20 protein-coding genes are annotated in these 20227 nt (G+C 68.2%); 14 read left to right on the plus strand and 6 right to left on the minus strand.

Annotated elements, in window-relative coordinates; translation table 11 throughout:
- Window positions 1-11: 11 nt before the first annotated feature.
- The 7 genes from alr (at window position 12) to FBY28_RS19200 (ending at window position 5354) form a co-directional block, all read left to right on the plus strand.
- The gene (gene alr / locus FBY28_RS19170; RefSeq protein WP_141868934.1) at window positions 12-1160 is read left to right on the plus strand and encodes an alanine racemase; all 1149 of its coding nucleotides are present in this window, start codon (window positions 12-14) and stop codon (window positions 1158-1160) included.
- Window positions 1157-2242, plus strand: a complete 1086-nt coding sequence (locus tag FBY28_RS19175) for an alpha/beta fold hydrolase (protein ID WP_141868935.1) — start codon at window positions 1157-1159, stop codon at window positions 2240-2242. Before alr ends, FBY28_RS19175 begins: the two co-directional genes overlap by 4 nt.
- Window positions 2235-2699: a tRNA (adenosine(37)-N6)-threonylcarbamoyltransferase complex ATPase subunit type 1 TsaE gene (tsaE, locus tag FBY28_RS19180; protein WP_141868936.1), complete on the plus strand. Its 465-nt coding sequence runs from the start codon at window positions 2235-2237 to the stop codon at window positions 2697-2699. The genes FBY28_RS19175 and tsaE overlap by 8 nt, the downstream gene beginning before the upstream one ends.
- Window positions 2696-3361 (plus strand): tRNA (adenosine(37)-N6)-threonylcarbamoyltransferase complex dimerization subunit type 1 TsaB, encoded by a 666-nt coding sequence (gene tsaB / locus FBY28_RS19185; RefSeq protein WP_141868937.1) that lies wholly within the window; start codon window positions 2696-2698, stop codon window positions 3359-3361. The genes tsaE and tsaB overlap by 4 nt, the downstream gene beginning before the upstream one ends.
- Window positions 3358-3822, plus strand: coding sequence for a ribosomal protein S18-alanine N-acetyltransferase (gene rimI, locus FBY28_RS19190; RefSeq protein ID WP_141868938.1), 465 nt, complete (start codon window positions 3358-3360; stop codon window positions 3820-3822). The genes tsaB and rimI overlap by 4 nt, the downstream gene beginning before the upstream one ends.
- Entirely contained in the window at window positions 3819-4838 is a 1020-nt protein-coding gene (gene tsaD, locus FBY28_RS19195; protein WP_141868939.1) for a tRNA (adenosine(37)-N6)-threonylcarbamoyltransferase complex transferase subunit TsaD, read from the plus strand. The genes rimI and tsaD overlap by 4 nt, the downstream gene beginning before the upstream one ends.
- 87 nt (window positions 4839-4925) lie before the next feature.
- Window positions 4926-5354 (plus strand): nuclear transport factor 2 family protein, encoded by a 429-nt coding sequence (locus tag FBY28_RS19200; protein ID WP_141868940.1) that lies wholly within the window; start codon window positions 4926-4928, stop codon window positions 5352-5354.
- Here the strand turns inward: FBY28_RS19200 and FBY28_RS19205 are convergent.
- Together FBY28_RS19205 and FBY28_RS19210 are read right to left on the minus strand one after the other, a co-directional pair.
- Window positions 5343-6389 carry a PucR family transcriptional regulator gene (locus tag FBY28_RS19205; protein ID WP_141868941.1) on the minus strand — a complete coding sequence of 349 codons (1047 nt, stop codon included), beginning with the start codon at window positions 6387-6389 and terminating at the stop codon, window positions 5343-5345. The genes FBY28_RS19200 and FBY28_RS19205 overlap by 12 nt on opposite strands.
- 94 nt (window positions 6390-6483) lie before the next feature.
- On the minus strand, window positions 6484-7917 hold the full coding sequence (locus tag FBY28_RS19210) for an APC family permease (RefSeq protein WP_019510210.1): 1434 nt from the start codon (window positions 7915-7917) through the stop codon (window positions 6484-6486).
- A gap of 246 nt (window positions 7918-8163) precedes the next feature.
- Between FBY28_RS19210 and FBY28_RS19215 the strand changes: the two genes are divergently transcribed.
- The 5 genes from FBY28_RS19215 (at window position 8164) to groL (ending at window position 14542) form a co-directional block, all read left to right on the plus strand.
- On the plus strand, window positions 8164-10440 hold the full coding sequence (locus FBY28_RS19215) for a propanediol/glycerol family dehydratase large subunit (protein WP_141868942.1): 2277 nt from the start codon (window positions 8164-8166) through the stop codon (window positions 10438-10440).
- Entirely contained in the window at window positions 10437-10796 is a 360-nt protein-coding gene (locus tag FBY28_RS19220; protein WP_030134589.1) for a diol dehydratase small subunit, read from the plus strand. Before FBY28_RS19215 ends, FBY28_RS19220 begins: the two co-directional genes overlap by 4 nt.
- Entirely contained in the window at window positions 10793-12352 is a 1560-nt protein-coding gene (locus FBY28_RS19225; protein ID WP_141868943.1) for a diol dehydratase reactivase ATPase-like domain-containing protein, read from the plus strand. Before FBY28_RS19220 ends, FBY28_RS19225 begins: the two co-directional genes overlap by 4 nt.
- 182 nt (window positions 12353-12534) lie before the next feature.
- A complete protein-coding gene (gene groES / locus FBY28_RS19230) occupies window positions 12535-12834 on the plus strand; it encodes a co-chaperone GroES (RefSeq protein WP_019510206.1) in 300 nt (99 codons plus the stop codon).
- 85 nt (window positions 12835-12919) lie between these two features.
- Window positions 12920-14542 carry a chaperonin GroEL gene (groL, locus tag FBY28_RS19235; protein ID WP_141868944.1) on the plus strand — a complete coding sequence of 541 codons (1623 nt, stop codon included), beginning with the start codon at window positions 12920-12922 and terminating at the stop codon, window positions 14540-14542.
- Between the two features lie 255 nt (window positions 14543-14797).
- On the opposite strand, the gene FBY28_RS19240 is transcribed toward groL, so the two are convergent.
- The gene (locus FBY28_RS19240) at window positions 14798-15643 is read right to left on the minus strand and encodes an acyl-CoA dehydrogenase family protein (protein WP_141868945.1); all 846 of its coding nucleotides are present in this window, start codon (window positions 15641-15643) and stop codon (window positions 14798-14800) included.
- A gap of 83 nt (window positions 15644-15726) precedes the next feature.
- On the opposite strand from FBY28_RS19240, the gene FBY28_RS19245 reads away from it, so the two are divergent.
- Complete coding sequence (locus tag FBY28_RS19245; protein WP_216847819.1) at window positions 15727-16770, plus strand: acyl-CoA dehydrogenase family protein; 1044 nt, start codon at window positions 15727-15729, stop codon at window positions 16768-16770.
- A 10-nt stretch (window positions 16771-16780) separates the two neighbouring features.
- Here FBY28_RS19245 and FBY28_RS19250 read toward each other — a convergent pair whose 3' ends face one another.
- The 3 genes from FBY28_RS19250 to FBY28_RS19260 form a co-directional block, all read right to left on the minus strand.
- The gene (locus FBY28_RS19250) at window positions 16781-17617 is read right to left on the minus strand and encodes an IclR family transcriptional regulator (RefSeq protein ID WP_216847820.1); all 837 of its coding nucleotides are present in this window, start codon (window positions 17615-17617) and stop codon (window positions 16781-16783) included.
- 81 nt (window positions 17618-17698) lie between these two features.
- Entirely contained in the window at window positions 17699-19117 is a 1419-nt protein-coding gene (locus tag FBY28_RS19255) for a histidine phosphatase family protein (protein WP_141868946.1), read from the minus strand.
- A gap of 100 nt (window positions 19118-19217) precedes the next feature.
- Window positions 19218-19688 carry a hypothetical protein gene (locus FBY28_RS19260; RefSeq protein WP_141868947.1) on the minus strand — a complete coding sequence of 157 codons (471 nt, stop codon included), beginning with the start codon at window positions 19686-19688 and terminating at the stop codon, window positions 19218-19220.
- 140 nt (window positions 19689-19828) lie between these two features.
- Here FBY28_RS19260 and FBY28_RS19265 point away from each other — a divergent pair, with 140 nt between their 5' ends.
- A complete protein-coding gene (locus FBY28_RS19265) occupies window positions 19829-20227 on the plus strand; it encodes a VOC family protein (protein WP_141868948.1) in 399 nt (132 codons plus the stop codon).

Below are 20227 nucleotides of genomic sequence, written 5' to 3' on the forward strand. Positions count from 1 at the left end.
CAATCGGAGCAGTGATCACCACCGAGAACGTCCCGCGCGCGATCGTCGACCTCGACGCCATCGCCCATAACGTCACCGAACTGCGCGAACACGCCGGCTCGGCCGCTGTGATGGCTGTGGTCAAGGCGGACGGATACGGCCATGGCGCGGTCCGCGTCGCGCAGGCGGCGCTGGCCGCAGGCGCCGTCGAGCTGGGCGTGGCGACCGTCGCCGAAGCCGCCGCGCTGCGGGCGGGCGGCGTGGCCGCGCCGCTGCTGGCCTGGTTGCACGCGCCGGACACCGATTTCGGTCCCGCCGTGCGGACCGGGGTGCAGCTGGCGGTGTCCTCGGCCGCCGAGCTCTCCGGCGTGCTCGACGCGGTGCGGCGTACCGGTGACAGCGCCACGGTCACTGTGAAGGCAGACACCGGGCTCAGCCGCAACGGTGTGTCGCCCGCCGAGTTCGACGAGGTGCTGGCGGCGCTGGCCACCGCCCAGGCCGACGGTTCGGTACGGGTGCGTGGCCTGATGTCGCACCTGGCGCACGGGGACACCCCGGATCACCCGTTCAACGGTATCCAGGGCGACCGGCTGCGTGAGTTCGCGGCCCGGGCCCGGCGCCACGGTATCGCCTTCGAGCTGCTGCACCTGGCCAATTCGCCGGCCGCGCTGACCCGACCCGATCTGGCCTTCGACATGGTGCGCCCAGGAATAGCGGTGTATGGACAGACCCCGATCCCCGAGCGCGGCGCGATGGGGCTGCGACCGGCGATGACGGTGGCCTGCCCGGTGGCCAAGATCCGGGAACTGCGGGCAGGTGACGGCGTCTCCTACGGTCACACCTGGGTCGCCGACCGCGACACCACGGTGGCGCTGATCCCGGCCGGGTACGCCGACGGCGTTTTCCGCTCGTTGAGCAACCGGCTGGAGGTGGCGATCAACGGCCGTCGGTATCCCGCCGTGGGCCGGATCTGCATGGATCAGTTCGTGGTGGATCTGGGTCCCGACGGGGCCGGGGTGAACGTGGGGGACGCGGCGATCCTGTTCGGCCCGGGCGACCGTGGTGAGCCGACCGCGCAGGACTGGGCCGATCTGTTGGGCACCATCAACTACGAAGTGGTGACCAGTCCACGCGGGCGCATCGTGCGCAGCTACACCGGCGGACCGGAGGACACCCCGTGAGCGGGTTGGCGCGCTGGCTCGCCGGGGCGGCCGGGCTGACCGCGGTCGGATCGCTGGCCGGAGTGACCGTCGCGCGGTCGCTGACCCGCCGGGTCAGCGCCGACGATCCCTACGCGGGTGAGGATTTCACCCTGCTGTACGCCGATCGCAGCGTCGTGGTGACCACCACCGACGGGGTTCCGCTGGCGGTGCGCGAATGCGGACCGACCGATGCGCCGCTGACCGTGGTGTTCGCGCACGGCTTCTGTCTGCGCATGGGCGCCTTCCATTTTCAGCGCGACCGGCTGGCGCGGCAGTGGGGTGACCAGGTCCGGATGGTGTTCTACGACCAGCGCGGCCACGGTCTGTCCGGGGATGCCTCCCCGGACACCTTCACCGTGCCGCAGCTGGGGCAGGACCTGGAATCGGTACTGGCCGTGCTGGCGCCCAAGGGGCCGGTGGTGCTGGTCGGCCACTCGATGGGTGGCATGACGGTGCTCTCGCACGCCCGCCAATTCCCGGAGCGTTACCGCACGCGCATCGTCGGCGCGGCCCTCATCTCCTCTGCAGCAGAGGGTGTCTCGCGATCACCCCTGGGGGAGATCCTGCGCAATCCGGCCCTGGAGGCGGCCCGGTTCAGCGTGCGTTACGCGCCGGGGTTGCTGCATCGGGGGCGCGGGGTGGTGCGCTCGGTGATCGGACCTGTCCTGCGCGCGGCGTCCTATGGGCGCGAGGACATCAGCCCGTCGGTGGTGGCCTTCAGCGAGTCCATGATGCACGACACCCCGGTGCACACGCTGGTGGGTTTCCTGCACGCCCTTGAGGTACACGACGAAACCGAGGCCCTGCCGGTGCTGGCGAAGATTCCCACGCTGATCGCCTGTGGCGACCGGGATCTGCTGACACCGCTGGAGTATTCGCAGGAGATGGCGGCGCAATTGCCGAAGTCCGAGCTCGTCGTGGTCGAGGGCGCCGGGCATCTCGTGCAGTTGGAACAGCCCGACATCATCGACGATGCGCTGGTGCGGCTCGTTGAGCGGGCCGCCCCGTCGAAACTTGTGGCGCTGACCCGACGGCTGCGGGATCGGGCACGTCATGGCTGAGCGCACCGGTGGAACCGCGACACTTCCCACCGCCGAGGACACCGTGGCGCTGGGGGCAGAGCTTGGTGCGGACCTGCGGGCCGGTGACGTGGTGGTGCTTTCCGGGCCGCTCGGCGCCGGAAAGACGATGCTGACCAAGGGAATTGCCCGCGGCATGGACGTCGAGGGGCCGGTGACCTCACCCACCTACGTGTTGGCCCGGGTGCACCCGCCGCGACGTGCCGGTGCGCCCGCGCTGGTCCACGTCGACATCTACCGGCTGCTCGACCACGGCGGGGATCTGCTCGCCGAACTCGACTCGCTGGATCTGGACACCGATCTCGACGACGCCGTGGTCGTCGTCGAGTGGGGTGAGGGTCTGGCCGAACGACTCTCCGACCATCATCTCGACATCCGGCTCGACCGCGATGCCGACTCCGAGGAACGCACGGTGACCTGGCAGTGGAGCACATCATGAGTCCCCGTCATTTCGCCGGCCCGAAGGACACGACCCTCGTGCTGGCCATCGACACCGCGACCCCCGCGGTCACCGCGGGCGTCGTGCGGGTCGCCGACGACATCAGCACGCTGGCCGAGCGCACCATCGTCGACCACCGTGCACATGCCGAGCGGCTGACCCCGAATGTGGTTGCTGCGCTGGCCGACTGCGGTGTGTCGATGGCCGATCTGGGCGCGGTGGTGGTCGGATGTGGACCCGGCCCCTTCACCGGGCTGCGGGTCGGGATGGCGACCGCGGCGGCCTACGGACAGGCGTTGGGCATCCCGGTGTTCGGGGTGTGCACGCTGGACGCCATCGGCGGCGCGACCGACGGCGAGGTCCTCGTCGTCACCGATGCGCGCCGCCGCGAGGTGTACTGGGCGCGTTACCGCGACGGGGTACGCACCGGTGGACCGCAGGTCGGTCCTGCCGCGGACGTGGACACCGCCGGCGTACGCAGCGTGGCCGGATCACCCTCGCATGCCGGATTGTTCGGGCTGCCGGTGATCGCCCCGGAGATTCCCTCGGCCGCGGGACTGGCTGCCGCCGTTGCCGATTGGACCGTCGAGCCCGAACCGCTGATCCCGCTGTACCTGCGCCGACCGGACGCCAAGACGCTGGCCGAACGAGGACTGGCGTGACCGAACCGACCACGGTGAAGATCGACGCGCTGACCAAGGCGGACGCGGTGCGGTGTGCGGAACTGGAGGCACAGCTGTTCGCCGGTGACGATCCGTGGCCACCGGCGGCCTTCGTGCACGGGATCGCCGGGAAACACAACCATTACATCGCCGCCCGCGAGGACGGCAGACTGGTCGGCTACGCCGGGATCTCCCGGCTGGGCCGCGTCCCACCCTACGAATACGAGGTACACACCATCGGTGTCGACCCGGCCTGGCAGGGCCGCGGTATCGGCCGCGCCCTACTGGACGACCTGCTCGCCTTCGCCAAGAAGGGCGAGGTGTTCCTGGAGGTTCGCACCGACAACGAACCGGCCATCGCGCTCTACACCAGTGTGGGTTTCGTGACGGTCGGGGTGCGTAAGCGGTACTACAAGGTCAGCGGCGCCGATGCCTACACCATGAAACGGGACGCGACATGATCATCCTGGCCATCGAAAGCTCTTGCGACGAAACCGGAGTCGGCATCGCCCGGTTGCAGGACGGCACCGTCACGCTGTTGGCCGATGAGGTCGCCTCCAGCGTCGACGAGCACTCCCGGTACGGCGGGGTGGTCCCCGAGATCGCCTCCCGGGCACATCTGGAGGCGTTGGGGCCCACCATGAAACGCGCACTGGACGCCGCGGGTGTGCAGCGCCCGGATGTGGTGGCCGCGACCATCGGCCCCGGCCTGGCCGGCGCCCTGCTGGTGGGGGTGGCCGCGGCCAAGGCGTATGCCGCGGCATGGGAGGTGCCGTTCTACGCCGTCAACCACCTGGGCGGGCACCTGGCCGCCGACGTCTATGACCACGGGCCGCTGCCGGAGTGCGTCGGGTTGCTGGTGTCCGGCGGGCACACCGAACTGCTGCATGTGCGCTCGCTCGGGGAACCGATCGTCGAACTCGGCAGCACCGTGGACGATGCGGCGGGGGAGGCCTATGACAAGGTGGCCCGCCTGCTGGGGCTCGGTTATCCCGGCGGGAAGCCGCTCGACGACCTGGCCCGCACGGGCGAGCGGCGCGCCGTCGTGTTCCCGCGCGGAATGACCGGCCCGCGCGATGATCCCTACGCGTTCAGCTTCTCGGGTCTGAAGACCGCCGTGGCCCGACATCTCGAGAAGAACCCGGACGCCGCGCCCGCCGATGTGGCCGCCGGCTTCCAGGAGGCGGTCGCCGATGTGCTGACCGCCAAGGCGGTGCGCGCCGCGACCGACCTCGGCGTCTCGACATTGCTGATCGCAGGCGGGGTGGCGGCCAACTCCCGGGTGCGCGAGCTGGCCGAGGAGCGTTGTGCCGCAGCCGGCCTCACACTTCGGGTACCCCGACCCCGGTTGTGCACCGACAACGGCGCGATGATCGCCTCCTTCGCCGCGCACCTCATCGATGCCGGTGCGCCGCCGTCGGGACTCGACGCCGCCAGCAACCCAGGGCTGCCGGTGATCCAGGGGCAGGTGGCGTGAGCGAAGACCGAGCGCCGAGAGTGCATACAGATCGAGAAAACGGCCGGTGGGTCGATCTGAGCGCACCGTCGACGAATTCAGGCGGCGATGAGTAGAGACCAGATCACCGAACTGCTCTACCGCTACGCCGAACTCATCGACGCAGGTGATTTCGACGGCGTCGGCCACCTGCTCGGCCGCGGCAACTTCATGGGTGTCGCCGGCGCGGAGGCCATCGCCAAGCTGTTCGCGGTCACGACGCGCCGGTTCCCCGAACATGGCAACCGACCCCGCACCCGGCATCTGGTACTCAACCCGATCGTCGACATCGATGCCGATTCGGCAAGGGCGCGTTCGACCTTCGTCGTCGTGCAGCAGACCGATACCGTCGCGCTGCAGCCCATCGTCGTCGGCCGTTACGCCGATACCTTCGCCCGCGACGAGCAGGGCTGGTACTTCACCGAACGTAGGGTCGATGTCGAGATGGTCGGCGATGTCTCCGATCACCTGATGATCGATCCGCGGTCATTCGGGTAGCCGGGAACCGACGCGGGCCTCGTTGATCTGGTGCACGCGCACACTGACCTCCAACTGGAAACGGTCGGCCGGGTTCTTCAGTGACAAACCGGTGAGATCCTCGATCAACTTGATCCGATACAGCAGCGAATGCCGATTCAGGAACAACGCCCGCGCCGCGGCACTGGTGTTGATGGCCTCGTTGAGCAGGATCTCCAGTGTGTGGACGAGCTGGCCGCGGCGGGTCTTGTCGTAATCGATCAGTGGCTGCAGGGTTTTCAGGATGGTGGCCATGCTGCGCGGGTGTTGGCGCAGCACCTCGGCGAACTGCAGCGGTCCGATCGGCGCGTCGGGTACCGAGGCCGTGGCAACGGTCACCGAGTGACCGTGCCCGGGCGGGAGCAACACCCAGCTGATCAAGCCGTCCGGCAGACCACTTGCCTGCCATGCGGTTTCGACCAATGCCGAACCGGTCGAGGCCGGCAGTACTGCTGAGAAGTGACTCATCACCAGATCGTCGGTCACCGACGTCTTGGACGTGACCCCGGCGGCGCGCGCCGATCGGGCCAGCGTGTCGGCGAACGTATGCGCGTGCTCGGGCCAACGCGGGTCGTCATCCTCGCGCCTGCCGATGACCATCTGGATGGGCCGGTCGTCCGGGGCGGGTGTGACCAGGGGGAGGAGCTGGCGCTGGATGTCGGCGAAGGGCACCTCCCACGGCAGCATCACCAACGGGAAGTCGTGCTTGTCGGCCAGCGGGACCAGTATGGCCAGCAGCTCGCGGGTATCGACGTCCGGTGGCCCGCCGAGCGCCACCCCGGCGGCCGGCGAGGACATCAGGAAGGTGAGGAAATCGCGGACCCCGGGCTGGCGGATGTCGGTGCCGGTGGTCAGGACGAAGTCACCGGGCCGGACGAAGTCTTCGGCGGGCGCGTGCATGATGTCGACCCAGAGCACCTCGCGGATCAGACCGCGGTGCCCGCCGAGCACCGAGCCCTGATCCAGCGGCGGGATAGTCAACGCCGCCGCCACGGTCAGTGGCGCACCCGCAGACATGTCGCCCGTTTCCTCTCGAACTCGGCGGGCCGCTGATACCGCCGGATTTCGACGGTATCAGCGACCCGCGACGCGCTGAGGGGACTCCCTGCGATCAGGACTTCGGAATCGACAGGTCGTCGGGTGCCCGTCCGCTCAGCGCGGCGCCGATGCCGAGGAACACCACCGGTGCGATGCCGAAGATGATCGCCAGTGTCGTCGACCCGCCGACCACCAGGGTCAGGTTGGCCACGATCAGAGCCACCGCGGCGGCGAGTGCGATCGTCCCGACGACCGCCAGCACGATGATGTTCACCGGACCGCCGCGGCGCTTGAAGAACAGGCCCACCGAGATCGTCGTCAGCAGCCAGAGGATGGACAGGCCCCAGATGCCCAGGCCGCCGAGCGGACCGAAGATCTGCAGCACCGGGTCCAGGCCCAGCAGGACGAACACGCCCATGATCACCATGGACACCACGGTCACCAGGACCGAGGCATTGGCCGGTGACCCCAGCTTCGGGTGCACCTCACCGAGCTTGCGGGGCAGCACGTTGTCGCGGCCGAGCACGAAGGTGTACCGCGAGCAGATGTTGTGGAAGGCCAGCGCGCAGGCGAACACGCTGACGAACCAGAACAGTGTGGTCAAGTCCTTGCCGAGCATGCCGAGGTACTTCTCGGCGGTGTTGACCATGAAGTTGTCCGGGTCGTCCTTGGCCACCTGGATGGCGTCGTTGCCACCGTTGCCCTCGACCAATGCCCAGCTGGAGAACGCGTAGAAGCTGGCGACGATGCCGACGGCCCAGTAGGTGGCACGCGGCACCGTGCGGTCGGGGTCGCGGGCTTCGTCGCGGAACACGGCCGTGGCCTCGACACCGACGAAGCCCCACAGTGCGTAGAGCAGCGCGATGCCGAAGGCGCCGGAGATGCCCGACGGGGTGAACGAGTCACCGGTGATGCCCTTCTCGCCGCCCTGGATGACGATGACGAAGTCCAGCACCACCAGGATCGCGACCTCGGAGACCAGGAAGATGCCGAGCACCTTGGCGCTGAGTTCGATATCGCGGTAGCCGAGGAAGGCGATGATCAGCAGCACCAGGCCCGTGAGCACCCACCACGGCACCGCCGGTGCACCGATGATCTCCAGCAGACCGGCCAGGATGACGCCGTCGTAGGCGGCCACCGCCAGCAGGGTCGCCATGTACGCGGGCAGCGCGAGTACCGCCGCTCCGGTACCGGCGGCCTTGCCGAGGCCCTTCTGGATGTAGGCGTAGAACGCGCCGGTATCGGTGACGTACTTCGACATCGCCACGAAGCTCGCGGCGAACAGCAAAAAGATCACACCCGCGACAAGAAACGCCACCGGGATGCCGGTCGAGTCACCGAGCACCATCGCGATCGGGACGTTGCCGCCCACCGTCGACAACGGGGCCGCCGCCGCCACCACCATGAGCACGATGGCGGGCACACCCAGGTTGCCGCGCAGCCGACCGCGGCTGTCCGGTGGCGTTGCGCCGCCGGGTTTGTCGCCCGTATTGAGCACTTCGGACATGTAAGGAACCTCCTCTGCGCACGGAGCAGGCATTCGTCGGCTCCGAGTCCGGGGAAAGTGTGCGACCCGCACGGGGTGTCTGCCAGAGGTCTGCATCACTTTCCAACATCTTGTTGTAATCCAGTCACAGCGGCCGCGCCGGTCGTGTGTTCTTCTCACACAGGTTGTTGGAAGCTCTCCGCGTCCCGTTGTCCGTCCCGCACCGCTGGCCGATGCTGTATCCACCCCGCGACGAGAGAGGTCATCGTGAACAGCCCCGAACCGGAGCCGGACCACCGGCTCGGACGCATCCGTCTGCTCGATGAGCAGCGCGTGAACCTCGACGGCTTTGCCGAACCCGATCCCGCGCTGGGCATGATCTCGCATCTGTCGCCCAACGACCCGGAACCGTCCTGGGTTGTCGCCGACGACGGCACCGTGCTGGAGATGGACTCCACCCCGGCCGCCGATTTCGACGCCATCGACGAGTTCGTCGTGCGCTATGCCATCGATCACGCCCAGGCGCCGGTGTCGATGGCGATGTCGGAGGTCGAACTGGCGCGACTCATCGTCGATTCCAGCGTGCCGCGCGCCGACGTACTCACGGTGTGCTCGGGGCTGACGCCGGCCAAGATGGCCCGGGTGGTGGCCGGGCTGCATCCGGTCGAGATCCAGATGGCCATGATGAAGATGCGGGCCCGGCGCACCCCGGCCAACCAGGCGCATGTCACCAATCGGCTCGATGATCCGCTGCTGATCGCCGCGGACGCGGCGACCGCGGTGGTGTACGGCTTCCGGGAGCTCGAGGCCACCGTTCCCGTCCTCGACGATGCGCCCGCGGTGGCCGTCGGGCTGCTCATCGGCTCGCAGGTGCCCGCCCCCGGTGCGTTGACCCAATGCTCGGTCGAGGAGGCCCGCGAGCTGGAACTCGGTGTGCGCGGACTGGTCTCGTACGCCGAGACGGTCTCGGTCTACGGCACCGAGCAGGTGTTCACCGATGGTGACGACACCCCGTGGTCCAAGGCGTTCCTGACGTCGTCCTACGCCTCCCGCGGTATCAAGATGAGGTTGTCCAGCGGTGCCGGCTCGGAGGTGCTGATGGGGGCGGCCGAGGGCAAGTCGATGAACTATCTGGAGTCCCGCTGCGTGGCGCTGGCCAAGGGGATCGGCGCGCAGGGTGTGCAGAACGGCGGCGTGGACGGCGCGGCGATCACCGCCTCGGTGCCCGGCGGGGTCAAGGAGTTGCACGCCGAGAACCTGATGGTCATGCTGCGCGGGTTGGAATCGTGCAGCGGTAACGACTCGCTGATGAGCGAGTCGACCATGCGCCGGACCAGTCGCACGCTGCCGACGCTGTTGTCCGGATCGGATTTCATCTTTTCCGGGTTCGGCTCGATCGTGTCCTACGACAACATGTTCGGCCCGTCCAACTTCAACGCCGACGACCTCGACGACTACCTGGTGATGCAACGCGACTGGGGCGTGGACGGCGGCCTGCGGTCGTGCGACCCGACCACGCTGGAGGCCATGCGCCGCCAGGCCGCCGAGGCCACCCGGGCGGTGTTCGAGTATCTGGGACTTGCCGACTTCGACGATGAACACGTCGAAGCCGTTGTCGCCGCGGCAGGTTCGAAGAACCTCCCGCAGACCGACGGGGTGCAGGTGCTCAGCGCCGCCCGGATGATCGACCAGTCGGGTCTGACGGTGCTCGATATCGTCACCGCACTCGCCGAGACCGGATTCACCGAGTTGGCCGACCGGGTGCTCGGCATGGCAAAGGCCCGGGTCAACGGTGACTATCTGCAGACCGCGGCGATCTTCGACGAGCAGATGAATGTGCTTTCCGCACTGGAGGATCCGAACGATTACCGCGGCCCCGGCACGGGTTACCGGCCGACCCCGGAACGCCAGGCGCAGATCGACGCGGTGCGCCAGGCCCGGTCGGTGACCGACCTGGTGCGTGAGCAGGCGACCTTCGCCGAGCCCGACCGCCTGCGGATCCTCGGACCGGCGGACTTCGGCACCGATCCGCGCGAGGTGGTGGTCGGTGTGTCACCGGCGTTCGGCACCAAGCTGTTCTGCACGCTGTCCGGGATGACGATCTATGAGGCCCTCGACCAGATCCTGGCCGGGCTGGAGGAAGAGAAGTGCGTGCCGCGGGTGGTGCGCATCGCCGACAGCATCGACCTCGGGATGATCGGCAAGTCGGCGGCCGGTCTGTCCGGATCGGGTATCGGGGTGGGGCTACAGGCCAAGGGCACCACGCTGATCCACCGTCGCGATCTGCCGCCGCTGGCCAATCTGGAACTGCTCAGCGTGGCCCCGCTGATCTCACCGGAGATGTACCGGATCATCGGGATCAACGCGGGCAGGCACGCCAAGGGCGCGACACCGTCACCGATGCGCAACGCCTACACCGACGAGGCCATCACCGCGCGCTACCACACCAAGGTGGTGTCGATGGTCGCCATCGAGCGGGCCGAGAGCCTGGCCCTCGACGGCGGCGAACGTCGCCGCAACATCGACATGGAGTTCACCCGATGACCGCACTTTCGCACTCCGGGCGCAGCATCGACGATGTCACCGTCGAGGCCGCCTGCAACGGTGAACTGGTCCTCGACGACATCCGGATCAGCCGGGACACCCTGTTGCGCCAGGCCGAGAACGCCGAACGCAGCGGATCCCTGCAACTCGGGCTCAACCTGCGTCGGGCCGCGGAGATGACCGCGCTCACCGCCGAGGACATGTTGGCCTCCTATGAGGCGCTGCGCCCGGGGCGGTCGTCGTTCGAGGAACTCGAGGAGCTGGCGGCCCGGTTGGCCGCCCAGGATGCCCCGACGTGCGCCGCGCTGGTGCGCGAGGCCGCCGTCGTCTATCGGCGGCGCGGCCTGTTGCGATGACGGTGTGGGCCGGTGTCGACATCGGCAACGCCACCACCGAGGTGGTGCTGTGTCGTGATCGCGACGTGGTGGCCAGTGGGCGGACGCCGACCCGCGGCGGGAAGGGTTCCCCGCGGGCGATTCAGGGTGCGGCGCAACTGGTCCGGCGACTGGCCGACAAGCACGGGCTGACCGTCGAGCGGGCCGCGTTCGCGCCGACACCGCCGGTGCATTCGACCGTGGAACGGGTTCGACTGCAGGCCCGGCGCACGGGCCGGCTGGCCATCGTGTTGCGGTCGGCGGCCACCACCGCCGGTGACGCCGCGGGCGTGGGTGTGCCGGTCCCGGTCGACCGGCTGGCCTCGGTGGATCAGGGTGGATCTGTCATTGCCTGTGCCGCAGCAGAATTCGGTTATGCCGAGGTGGCCGCACTGGTGAATGAAGCGGTGACTGCGGGCTGCGATATCGCCGCGGTGCTGACCGCCAACGATGAGGCCGTACTGATATCCAACCGGCTGAACAGCGCGGTGCCGGTGGTCGATGATGTCGACGTCGCACGGGTGCTCGCATCGACCCTGGTCGCGGTCGAGGTGCGGGAGGGCATGTCCCCGCTGCAGCGACTCACCGACCCGTTCTGGCTGGCCGATGTCTTCGACCTCGGCGATGACGAGCGTGCCGATGCCCGCACCGTGGCCGACCAGCTTTTCGACAGCGTGTGCGCGGTGGTCACGCTGGATGCCCAGGCCGATACCGACGAGTCTTCCTCCGCGCCGGAGCTGCCCGACGGGCTGGTGCACATCGTGGCGCTGGCCGATATCGCCGCCAAGGCCAATGTCCGCCGCGGCGCGGTCGCCGTCGACAGCCTGGTGATGGCGACGATGGGTGGCGGCGACGTCTCGCCTGCCGATGCCGACGCTCTGGCCGCCGCGCTGGGGGTGCCGGTCACCCGGATCGACTCCGAGGCCGCCGCCGCGCGGGCGGGTGCGTTGACCACGCCGGGACTGCCTGCCGATGTGGTGGTCGTCGACGTCGGCGGCGGCACCGTCGACGTGGCGGCCGCCGGTGACCGGGTGGTGCTGCCGGGGGCCGGGCAATTGTTGACCGCGGCGACCGCCGCCGCGCTGGACATCTCCACCAGCGCGGCCGAGTACGCCAAGCGCGCCGAGGCGGTGACCGCGGTGACGATGCAGCTCGTCGAGGACGAGCACGGACGCCGCCGGTTCCTGGACACCCCGATCGACGGGCGCTCGACCGGATGGCTGTTGACGGCGGCGCCCAGCGGGTTGCTGCCATTCACCTCGGCGATGTCGGCCGCGGAGTGGCGCAGCTGGCGGTTGGCGGCCAAGCGGCTGGTCATCGGGGGAAATGTCACACGCGGTGTGCAGCACGTCGGGGCAGGTGTGACGGCGGTGCTGCTGGTCGGCGGCGGGGCCGGTGATGACGAGCTGGTCCGGGCGCTGGCCGAACGGCTCGGCCACGATGTCTCGGTGGGCCGCGGGAACGTCGCGGGTGAGCTGGGGCACCGATTCGCGGTGGCGTACGGGCTCGTCGTCCTCGCGACGGGCGGGACGGGATAGCGCCTGCACATCCCACCCTTGAGTGCTAGCACTCGCGTGTATAGAGTGCTAGGTGGCACGCGGCCACACCCGGCGCCGGCACCCGCGACGACGGTGCGAGGGCTCGGACGCATGCCGAACACCTAAAAATCATGGACCCGGAACATTCTCCGGTCTCCGATACCTAGTGGAGGGCTCCAATCGTGGCAGTCAACATCAAGCCACTCGAGGACAAGATCCTCGTTCAGGCCAACGAGGCCGAGACCACGACCGCTTCCGGTCTGGTCATCCCGGACACCGCCAAGGAAAAGCCGCAGGAAGGCACCGTCGTCGCAGTTGGCCCCGGCCGCTGGGATGAGGATGGCGAGAAGCGGATCCCCCTGGACGTTTCCGAGGGTGACACCGTCATCTACAGCAAGTACGGCGGCACCGAGATCAAGTACGGCGGCGAGGAGTACCTGATCCTCTCCGCGCGTGACGTGCTGGCTGTCGTCAACAAGTAAGCAGTTGTGTACCGCCCCGGAAGTCCCCGTCGATGGGTGACGTCCGGGGCGGTCCGCTTTGCCCCCGGCACATCAAAGGACATTTATGAGCAAGCAGATTGAATTCAACGAAACTGCGCGCCGCGCCCTGGAGGCCGGCGTGGACAAGCTCGCCGATGCCGTCCGCGTCACCCTCGGCCCGCGCGGCCGGCACGTGGTGCTCGCCAAGGCGTTCGGCGGACCGGTCGTGACCAACGACGGTGTCACCATCGCCCGCGAGATCGACCTGGAGGACCCGTTCGAGAACCTGGGTGCCCAGCTGGTCAAGTCGGTGGCCACCAAGACCAACGACGTCGCCGGTGACGGCACCACCACCGCGACCGTGCTCGCCCAGGCCATCATCAAGGCCGGCCTGCGCAACGTCGCCGCCGGTGCCAACCCCATCGCCCTCGGCGCCGGGATCAGCAAGGCCGCCGACGCGGTGTCCGAGGCCCTGCTGGCTGCGGCCAAGCCCGTCAGCGACAAGACCGCGATCGCCCAGGTCGCCACGGTGTCCTCGCGCGACGAGCTGGTCGGTGACCTGGTCGGCGAGGCCATGACGACCGTCGGTGCCGATGGTGTGGTCACCGTCGAGGAGTCCTCCACCCTGGAGACGCTGCTCGAGGTCACCGAGGGTGTCGGGTTCGACAAGGGCTTCATCTCGGCCTATTTCATCAACGACTTCGACGCCCAGGAAGCGGTGCTCGAGGACGCGCTGGTGCTGCTGCACCGCGACAAGATCAGCTCGCTGCCCGACCTGCTGCCGCTGCTGGAGAAGGTGGCCGAGGCCGGCAAGCCGCTGCTGATCATCGCCGAGGACGTCGAGGGGGAGGCGCTGTCGACGCTGGTCGTCAACTCCATCCGCAAGACCCTCAAGGCCGTCGCCGTGAAGGCGCCGTTCTTCGGTGACCGCCGCAAGGCGTTCCTGGAGGATCTGGCCGTCGTCACCTCCGCGCAGGTGGTCAACCCCGATGTGGGTCTGACGCTGCGCGAGGCGGGCCTGGACGTGCTGGGTTCGGCCCGTCGCGTCGTGGTGACCAAGGACAGCACCGTGATCGTCGACGGTGCGGGCACCCAGGACGCGATCGAGGGTCGCAAGGCCCAGCTGCGCAGCGAGATCGAGGCCACCGATTCGGACTGGGACCGCGAGAAGCTCGAAGAGCGCCTCGCCAAGCTGTCCGGTGGTGTCGCGGTCATCAAGGTCGGTGCGGCCACCGAGACCGACCTGAAGAAGCGCAAGGAAGCCGTCGAGGACGCCGTGTCGGCGGCCAAGGCTGCCGTCGAAGAGGGCATCGTCACCGGTGGTGGCAGCGCGCTGGTCCAGGCCGGTGCGGCGCTGGACAGCCTGCGCGGCTCGCTGACCGGCGATGAGCTGATCGGTGTCGAGGTGTTCGCCAAGGCGCTCTCGGCCCCGTTGTACTGGATCGCCACCAACGCCGGGCTCGACGGTTCGGTCGTGGTGAACAAGGTCAGTGAACTGCCCCTCGGGCAGGGCTTCAACGCCGCGACGCTGACCTACGGCGACCTGATGGCCGAGGGCATCGTCGACCCGGTCAAGGTGACCCGCTCCGCGGTGCTCAACGCGGCGTCGGTCGGCCGGATGGTGCTGACCACCGAAACCGCGGTCGTCGAGAAGCCGGCCGAGGAAGAGGATCACGCCGGCCACGGACATCACGGCCACGCGCACTAGGTTCTCCCGAGCAGTCCAAAACTGCCCCAAATCTTCGGATTTGGGGCAGTTTTGCGTCGGGCCTGCGATGGCCCCGTCGACTCTGCGTCCACGGCGCGTTTGTGCGAGTGGTCGGCGCCCAGGTCGCAGAGTCAACGCGCGAAAGGCGGATCGGCTACGGCAACGTCGGCGGGACTTGAGCCAGCTGTGCTGGGGGCACCTCCCGCTTGCGGGGGACTGCTCGCTGAGCGGTAAAACGGGCGGCGCTGTCAATCGTCAGCGATACCCCGCGGCGAGCCGGCATCCGGCGTGCACATCCCGCCACGCAATGGTGACCGGATCCGAAACGTCCAGAGCATGCCTGCTGCTGGCCAGCAGTTGGTCCATCGCCGCGCGGGCCCGCGCTATCGCCTGGGCGTACGGTGCGTGATGCGCCAATCCGCCCGTCGTGATCTGGATCTGTGAGGCATCCAGATCCGATGCCGTGCGGGCGATTTGCGCCGCGGCCTGGTCGGTGAGCTCTTCGCCACCGTGCGAGATTGCCAACCGGGCGCGTAGCGCGGCGACGTGCCTACGCCAGCCGCCCAGGGCGCTCCCGATGACCGCCGCCGCAGCAGCCGCCGCAGCGAGCACCCCATCCGCATCGGTGCGGTGTGGATGCACCTGTGCCTCGGTGAGATCGGCATCGGTGACATCCACATCGGCAAGTCCTGACCCATGCAGGCCGCCGTCATGCTCGCCGCCGTGCAGGCGCACCGCGGTCGCGGGTAACAGCACACGGCCCGCCTCGAAGCCCAGCAGAAACCAGTCCGCCTCCAGGGCGCCGACGACCGATGGCCACCGGCCACTGAGCCGGTAGCCGTTTACCAGTGCCGAGCCGCCGAACCCGACGGTGACCCGCGCATCCAGTCGTCCCGACCACACCCTGTCGAACTCGGTGGGTGGCAACGTCTGCGCACCCAGACCGTAGGCGGCGGCCACCCACCCGCGCGAGGCGTTCTCGGTGCCGAGTTCGGCGACGGTGCAGAGAAACTCGCCAGGTGTGAGTCCGCCGCCACCGTACTGGGCTGGCTGCATCAGGCGGTGTGCCATCGATTCGGCGACCTCAGCCGAATACGGCATATCCACCTCCAACGGCCGTGGTGACTGATATATCTCGATCGTTACACGCCGCAGTACTCACGAGGGAGAGAACGTCGCAGTCCGTGCTCGATTCGGTCCGTGGTCTGCTACCCGAGATCGCCGCGGCCGCTGCCGAAGTCGACCGATGCGGGAGGGTCGACGCCGAGGTGATCGGACGGCTGCATGATGTCGGTTACTTCGCGCTGTTGCAGCCGCCGGATTTCGGCGGCCTGGACGCCGAGCCGGATACCTATCTGACCGCGACGCTGGAACTGGCGTCGGCGTGTACGTCCACGGGATGGTTGGCCGGCTGGCTGGCGGTCAACAACTGGGGACTCTCGGTACGTGACGAGCGGGCGCTGCAGGAGATCTGGGGAGCGGATCCCCGGTCGCTGTTGTGCTCGTCGTACGCGCCGAACGGACGACTGGAGCGCGTGCCAGGAGGTTTCCGGCTCAGCGGCAGCTGGGGCCGTTGCACAGGGGCCCGCCACGCCTCCTGGCTGAGCGTCGCCGCGGTGACTGTCGGCGCCGACGGTGCGGCGCAGGATTTCATGGCCGTGCTCGTTCCCGCAAGCGACTATCGGGTCGAAAGGGCCTGGAATGGTCTGGGTTTGCGGGGAATCGGCGCCGACGACGTGATCGTCACAGATGCATTCGTGCCGGAGCACCGGGCGTTCAGCTGGCTCGGTCTGAGCTACACCGACGCGATGCCTGCTTTGCAGCGGTTACCTCAACCGACGCTGTACACCCTGGCCGGCTCCATTCCGTTACTCGGTGCCGCGCAACGTGTTCTCGACCTCCGGCCATCGGAAAGTCACCGTGCCGATATCGAACTGTCGATGATGCAGATCAGGCGCAATGTGCTCGAGCAGCTTGCGTGCATTCGCTCCGGGGGGTATCCGGATTCGGAATCCATGTTGCGTACCAGACGCGATCAGGTCATGGCATCCGACCGTGCGGTGAAGGCCGTCGCGGCGGCAGTTGGTGCCGGCGATGAGCCAGCACTGGAACGTATCTGGCGCGATGTCCTGACCGCCCGGATGCATGTGGCCAGCAATGTCGAGCAGGTGCTGGCGGTGGTGGGTCGGCACACCGTCGGTGTCGACGTCGACGATCTGATCTGGTGAGCCGCGAGTCTCACACCCAGGCGTCGGAGGCCAGGGTCCGTAGCACCCGGGAGAGCATGTCATCGGTGACGGTCTGGGCCTGCGCGTGTCCGGTGGCCGATGCGCCGAGCCCCAACGTGATCCCGTTGGCCGAGCGCGACAGGAACGGCGCGACGCGCTCCAGGCGTTGCGCGGGTACGGCACCGGTGAGCGAGAGCCCGGCGACTTCACCATCCGGGAGTGTGATCGGCGCAGCTACGCTCGACAACCCGGCCGCCAATTCCTGTTCGTCGTAGGCTATTCCGCGTCGGGCCCGGACCCGGGCGAGCTCCTGGTGCAACGTGGGCAGGTCGCCGATCGTCCAGGCGGTGCACTTGCGCAACGCGCCGGCCAGTGTCTTGTCGATGTCCTCGGCTGGCCGGCGCGCCAGCATGGCTTTGCCCAGGGCGCTGGCGTGGGCCGGTGTGCGTCCGGCAACCCGGGTCGGGACCGCAGTGCCGCCCGCACCGGTCACCTTGTCCACGTAGACGACATCGGCACCGGCCAACACCCCGAGGTGCACGACGAGGCCGGTATCGGCGTGCAGTCGCTCCAACACCGGCGAGGCCACGCCCCGCAACTGCGCATGGTCGACGACCCCGGAGGAGGGCAGCGCGGAGGCGGCCAGCGAATAGCCCGCGGGACCGCGTTGCAGAAGCCCGGCTTCGTGCAACTGGTTCAGGATGCGATGGGTGGAGGACCGCGGTAAACCGCTGCGTTCGGCCACCTGATCGGGTCGCAGTACGGCGCCCGCCCGGTCGAAGGCGTTCACGATCAGCGCCACCCTGGCCACCATCGAGGCGGGAGCGTCGGGCGCAGCGTCGGGCACTGCCTCACCCTAACCACCGCATCGGCCGGTGACACGAGAATTCCCTGCCGCGGTGACGGCAGGGAATCTCAGGCCGGTGTGTCAGTCCGAGCTGTCGCTGCCACCAACATCCGACCGGGCTCCGACGGTCGCCGATGTGTCGGCGTGTGTCGCTGTGCCGGTGGCGGTCTCACCGCCGGTGGCCGCGGGCGCGGTCACTTTGGGTGTCTCCGATTCGGCGGATTTCGCTGTGTCGGTGTCGTCGTCGAATCCGACGGTCTCCCGGATGTCCGTGTCCACCTCGTCGGTGATCGACGGTGCTGGTTCGTCAGCGATCACGGTTTCGGTGTCTGGTTCGGTGTCGACGATCGCGATGGGGCTCTGCGGCTCGGCCGGCGGTAGGTCGGCGTCCCCGGTCACGTCCCTGCGGGAGGTCTCCCTGACCGAGTCGTCGTCTGTCGTGGTTGCCGCCGACTCGTCGGCGGTGACGATCCGGCTCGCGACCCGCTCGGTGGCGTCGGTGACAGCCGGCGACGCGGACTGTGCGGGCGGGTTCGGCTGGGTGTTCTTGGCCCACTCGACTGTCAGCTTGTTGCCCACCGCGCCGGCGAACTTGATGATCGAGACCACGGTGTCGGAGAAGCTCGCGGCGATGGCGGCCAGCACCTTGGCCGGATTCAGGGTGGCGAAAGAGGTGAAGACCTTGGTCACCGCCGTACTGAGTTGGCGCTGCAACGTGCGGAACTGCAGGCTCACCTCGTCGGCGACAGAAGCGTCGGGTCCGAACTTCTGGCCGTTCCAGTTCACCAGCTTCCAACCCTCTTCCGGGCTGCCCTCGATGACAACGTAATTCGTGTTCCCCAGCGGCGAGTAGCGCAATAGGTCCAGCTTCTGCTCGAACGAGAGATTGGAGACGTTCATCATCGTCCAGAACATGATGGCCCCGCCGTGGGAGAACACCACGGCGTTGCGGTCGCCGTTGTCATAGATCTGCTGCAGGGAACCGTCCATCCGGGCGTCGAATTCATGGCCGTTGATCGAACCGGGGATGCGCAGATCGCGGTTGCCCTGCAGGGCCCAGGCCAGCGGGAAGCGGCCGTACCCGTTGGCGGCCTCGCTTTCCGGTGTCCCTTCGAACGCGCCGGCCTCGATCTCCTGGACACCGGGCAACACCCGGATCGGCAGGTGTAGATACTGCGACAGCGGAGTAGCGGTCAGTTGGGTCCGCTGCATGGTCGAGGCGTAGACGCCGTCGTAATTGTTGACGCCGAGCGTCCCGACGACTGCCCGTGCCTGATCCTCACCGTTCTGCGTCAGCGTCGGGCCGGGGGTCGACGTGTCGATCAGACCGGAGGCATTCCCGGCCGATTGGGCGTGTCGTACGAATGTCACCCGCATCAGTTCGGCCGCCGCGGGTATGGCGGCACCGACCAGCAGCGCCGACGAGATCAGCGCGATACCGAAAAGCCTGCCGAATCGGGCCAGACACCGCCGGGTGCCTGAGAGTGGGTCTGCCAACATCGAGTGCTTCTTCCTGCCGGGGGGCGTGGACAGCACACGGTGGCCCCGCCGGGCGCATCCCGACAAGCTGTGATCTCACTCACTGAGACCGGCGGATCGGCTACGGCAGCGTGGGCTGGATCGACACCAGCTGATACGGCGCGTCGCCCTCGCCGGAGGTGAACGACACCACCAAGGTGTCGGGCGGGAACCCGGTGGCCAAGTCGTTGAGCGTGCGGGGCAGGAATACCTTGGCCTTCGCATTGCCGTACCAGTTGGGGTCCGAGGGCGAGACGTCGAGCGGACGCACCTGATCGATGGTGCTGTCCCAGGTGCGCACGGCCTCGGGTGCCTCGACGAATCCGGTGGACTTCAGGTAGGCCTCGCCCGGACCGGTGAGGGTGATCGCGGGACCGCCCCCGACGGGTGCACCGGTGATCGTGCCGTCGACGGCGTCGGCGGTCACCGACGCGAGGCGGACGGTGCAGACGTGGTCGGATGCGGGGACGCAGAACTCCGGCAGCGGGAGCGCGTGCGCAGGGGCGGCGCCGGCCAGGGCCAGGGCTGCGAGGACGGGCAGGCTGCGAAGCATCACGAATCGTCTATCGGCGCATCCGCCGACGGAGTTACACCGGCACCCGTCGGATCGGGTCGTCGAGCGCACAGCCACCGAAATCCCGCCGGATTGGGAGCGGTTGACCTCAAGTATTGTTGAGGTTGCACACTGCTGGCATGTCAGTGCCCATTGCTCAGATTCGATTCGCCCGTCCCACCGACCGACTCGCCGAGGTCGAGCAGTTCTATGCCGAGCATCTCGGTCTGCCCGTGCTGTACCGGTTCGAGAATCACGCCGGCTACGACGGCGTCATGGTGGGTCTACCGGGCACCGATCAGCATCTGGAGTTCACCGCTCATGTCGATGTAAGCCCTTGTCCGGCACCGACAACGGACAATCTGCTGGTGCTGTACTTCCACTCCGAAGCGGAGATGTACGACATCGTGGAAAGGTTGGGGGCCAACGGCCACGAACCCGTGGAGCCGGAGAACCCGTTCTGGACGGGTGTGGGAGCACTGACCTTCGCCGACCCCGATGGGTGGCGGGTGGTCCTGGTGCCGCGGCCGGTCTTCTGA

Origin of the sequence: Arthrobacter sp. SLBN-53 (assembly GCF_006715585.1) — a bacterium.
GTDB lineage: Bacteria > Actinomycetota > Actinomycetes > Mycobacteriales > Mycobacteriaceae > Mycobacterium > Mycobacterium neoaurum_A.

Bases quoted from the DNA above. Each gene is read 5' to 3' on its own strand.
- FBY28_RS19205 (WP_141868941.1), bottom strand. From the start codon at position 6,389: ATGTCTGCGGGTGCGCCACTGACCGTGGCGGCGGCGTTGACTATCCCG.
- FBY28_RS19220 (WP_030134589.1), top strand. From the start codon at position 10,437: ATGACCGCACTTTCGCACTCCGGGCGCAGCATCGACGATGTCACCGTC.
- FBY28_RS19200 (WP_141868940.1), top strand. From the start codon at position 4,926: ATGAGTAGAGACCAGATCACCGAACTGCTCTACCGCTACGCCGAACTC.
- tsaD (WP_141868939.1), top strand. From the start codon at position 3,819: ATGATCATCCTGGCCATCGAAAGCTCTTGCGACGAAACCGGAGTCGGC.
- groL (WP_141868944.1), top strand. From the start codon at position 12,920: ATGAGCAAGCAGATTGAATTCAACGAAACTGCGCGCCGCGCCCTGGAG.
- FBY28_RS19225 (WP_141868943.1), top strand. From the start codon at position 10,793: ATGACGGTGTGGGCCGGTGTCGACATCGGCAACGCCACCACCGAGGTG.
- FBY28_RS19265 (WP_141868948.1), top strand. From the start codon at position 19,829: ATGTCAGTGCCCATTGCTCAGATTCGATTCGCCCGTCCCACCGACCGA.
- FBY28_RS19210 (WP_019510210.1), bottom strand. From the start codon at position 7,917: ATGTCCGAAGTGCTCAATACGGGCGACAAACCCGGCGGCGCAACGCCA.
- tsaE (WP_141868936.1), top strand. From the start codon at position 2,235: ATGGCTGAGCGCACCGGTGGAACCGCGACACTTCCCACCGCCGAGGAC.
- FBY28_RS19260 (WP_141868947.1), bottom strand. From the start codon at position 19,688: ATGCTTCGCAGCCTGCCCGTCCTCGCAGCCCTGGCCCTGGCCGGCGCC.
- FBY28_RS19240 (WP_141868945.1), bottom strand. From the start codon at position 15,643: ATGCCGTATTCGGCTGAGGTCGCCGAATCGATGGCACACCGCCTGATG.
- FBY28_RS19255 (WP_141868946.1), bottom strand. From the start codon at position 19,117: ATGTTGGCAGACCCACTCTCAGGCACCCGGCGGTGTCTGGCCCGATTC.
- tsaB (WP_141868937.1), top strand. From the start codon at position 2,696: ATGAGTCCCCGTCATTTCGCCGGCCCGAAGGACACGACCCTCGTGCTG.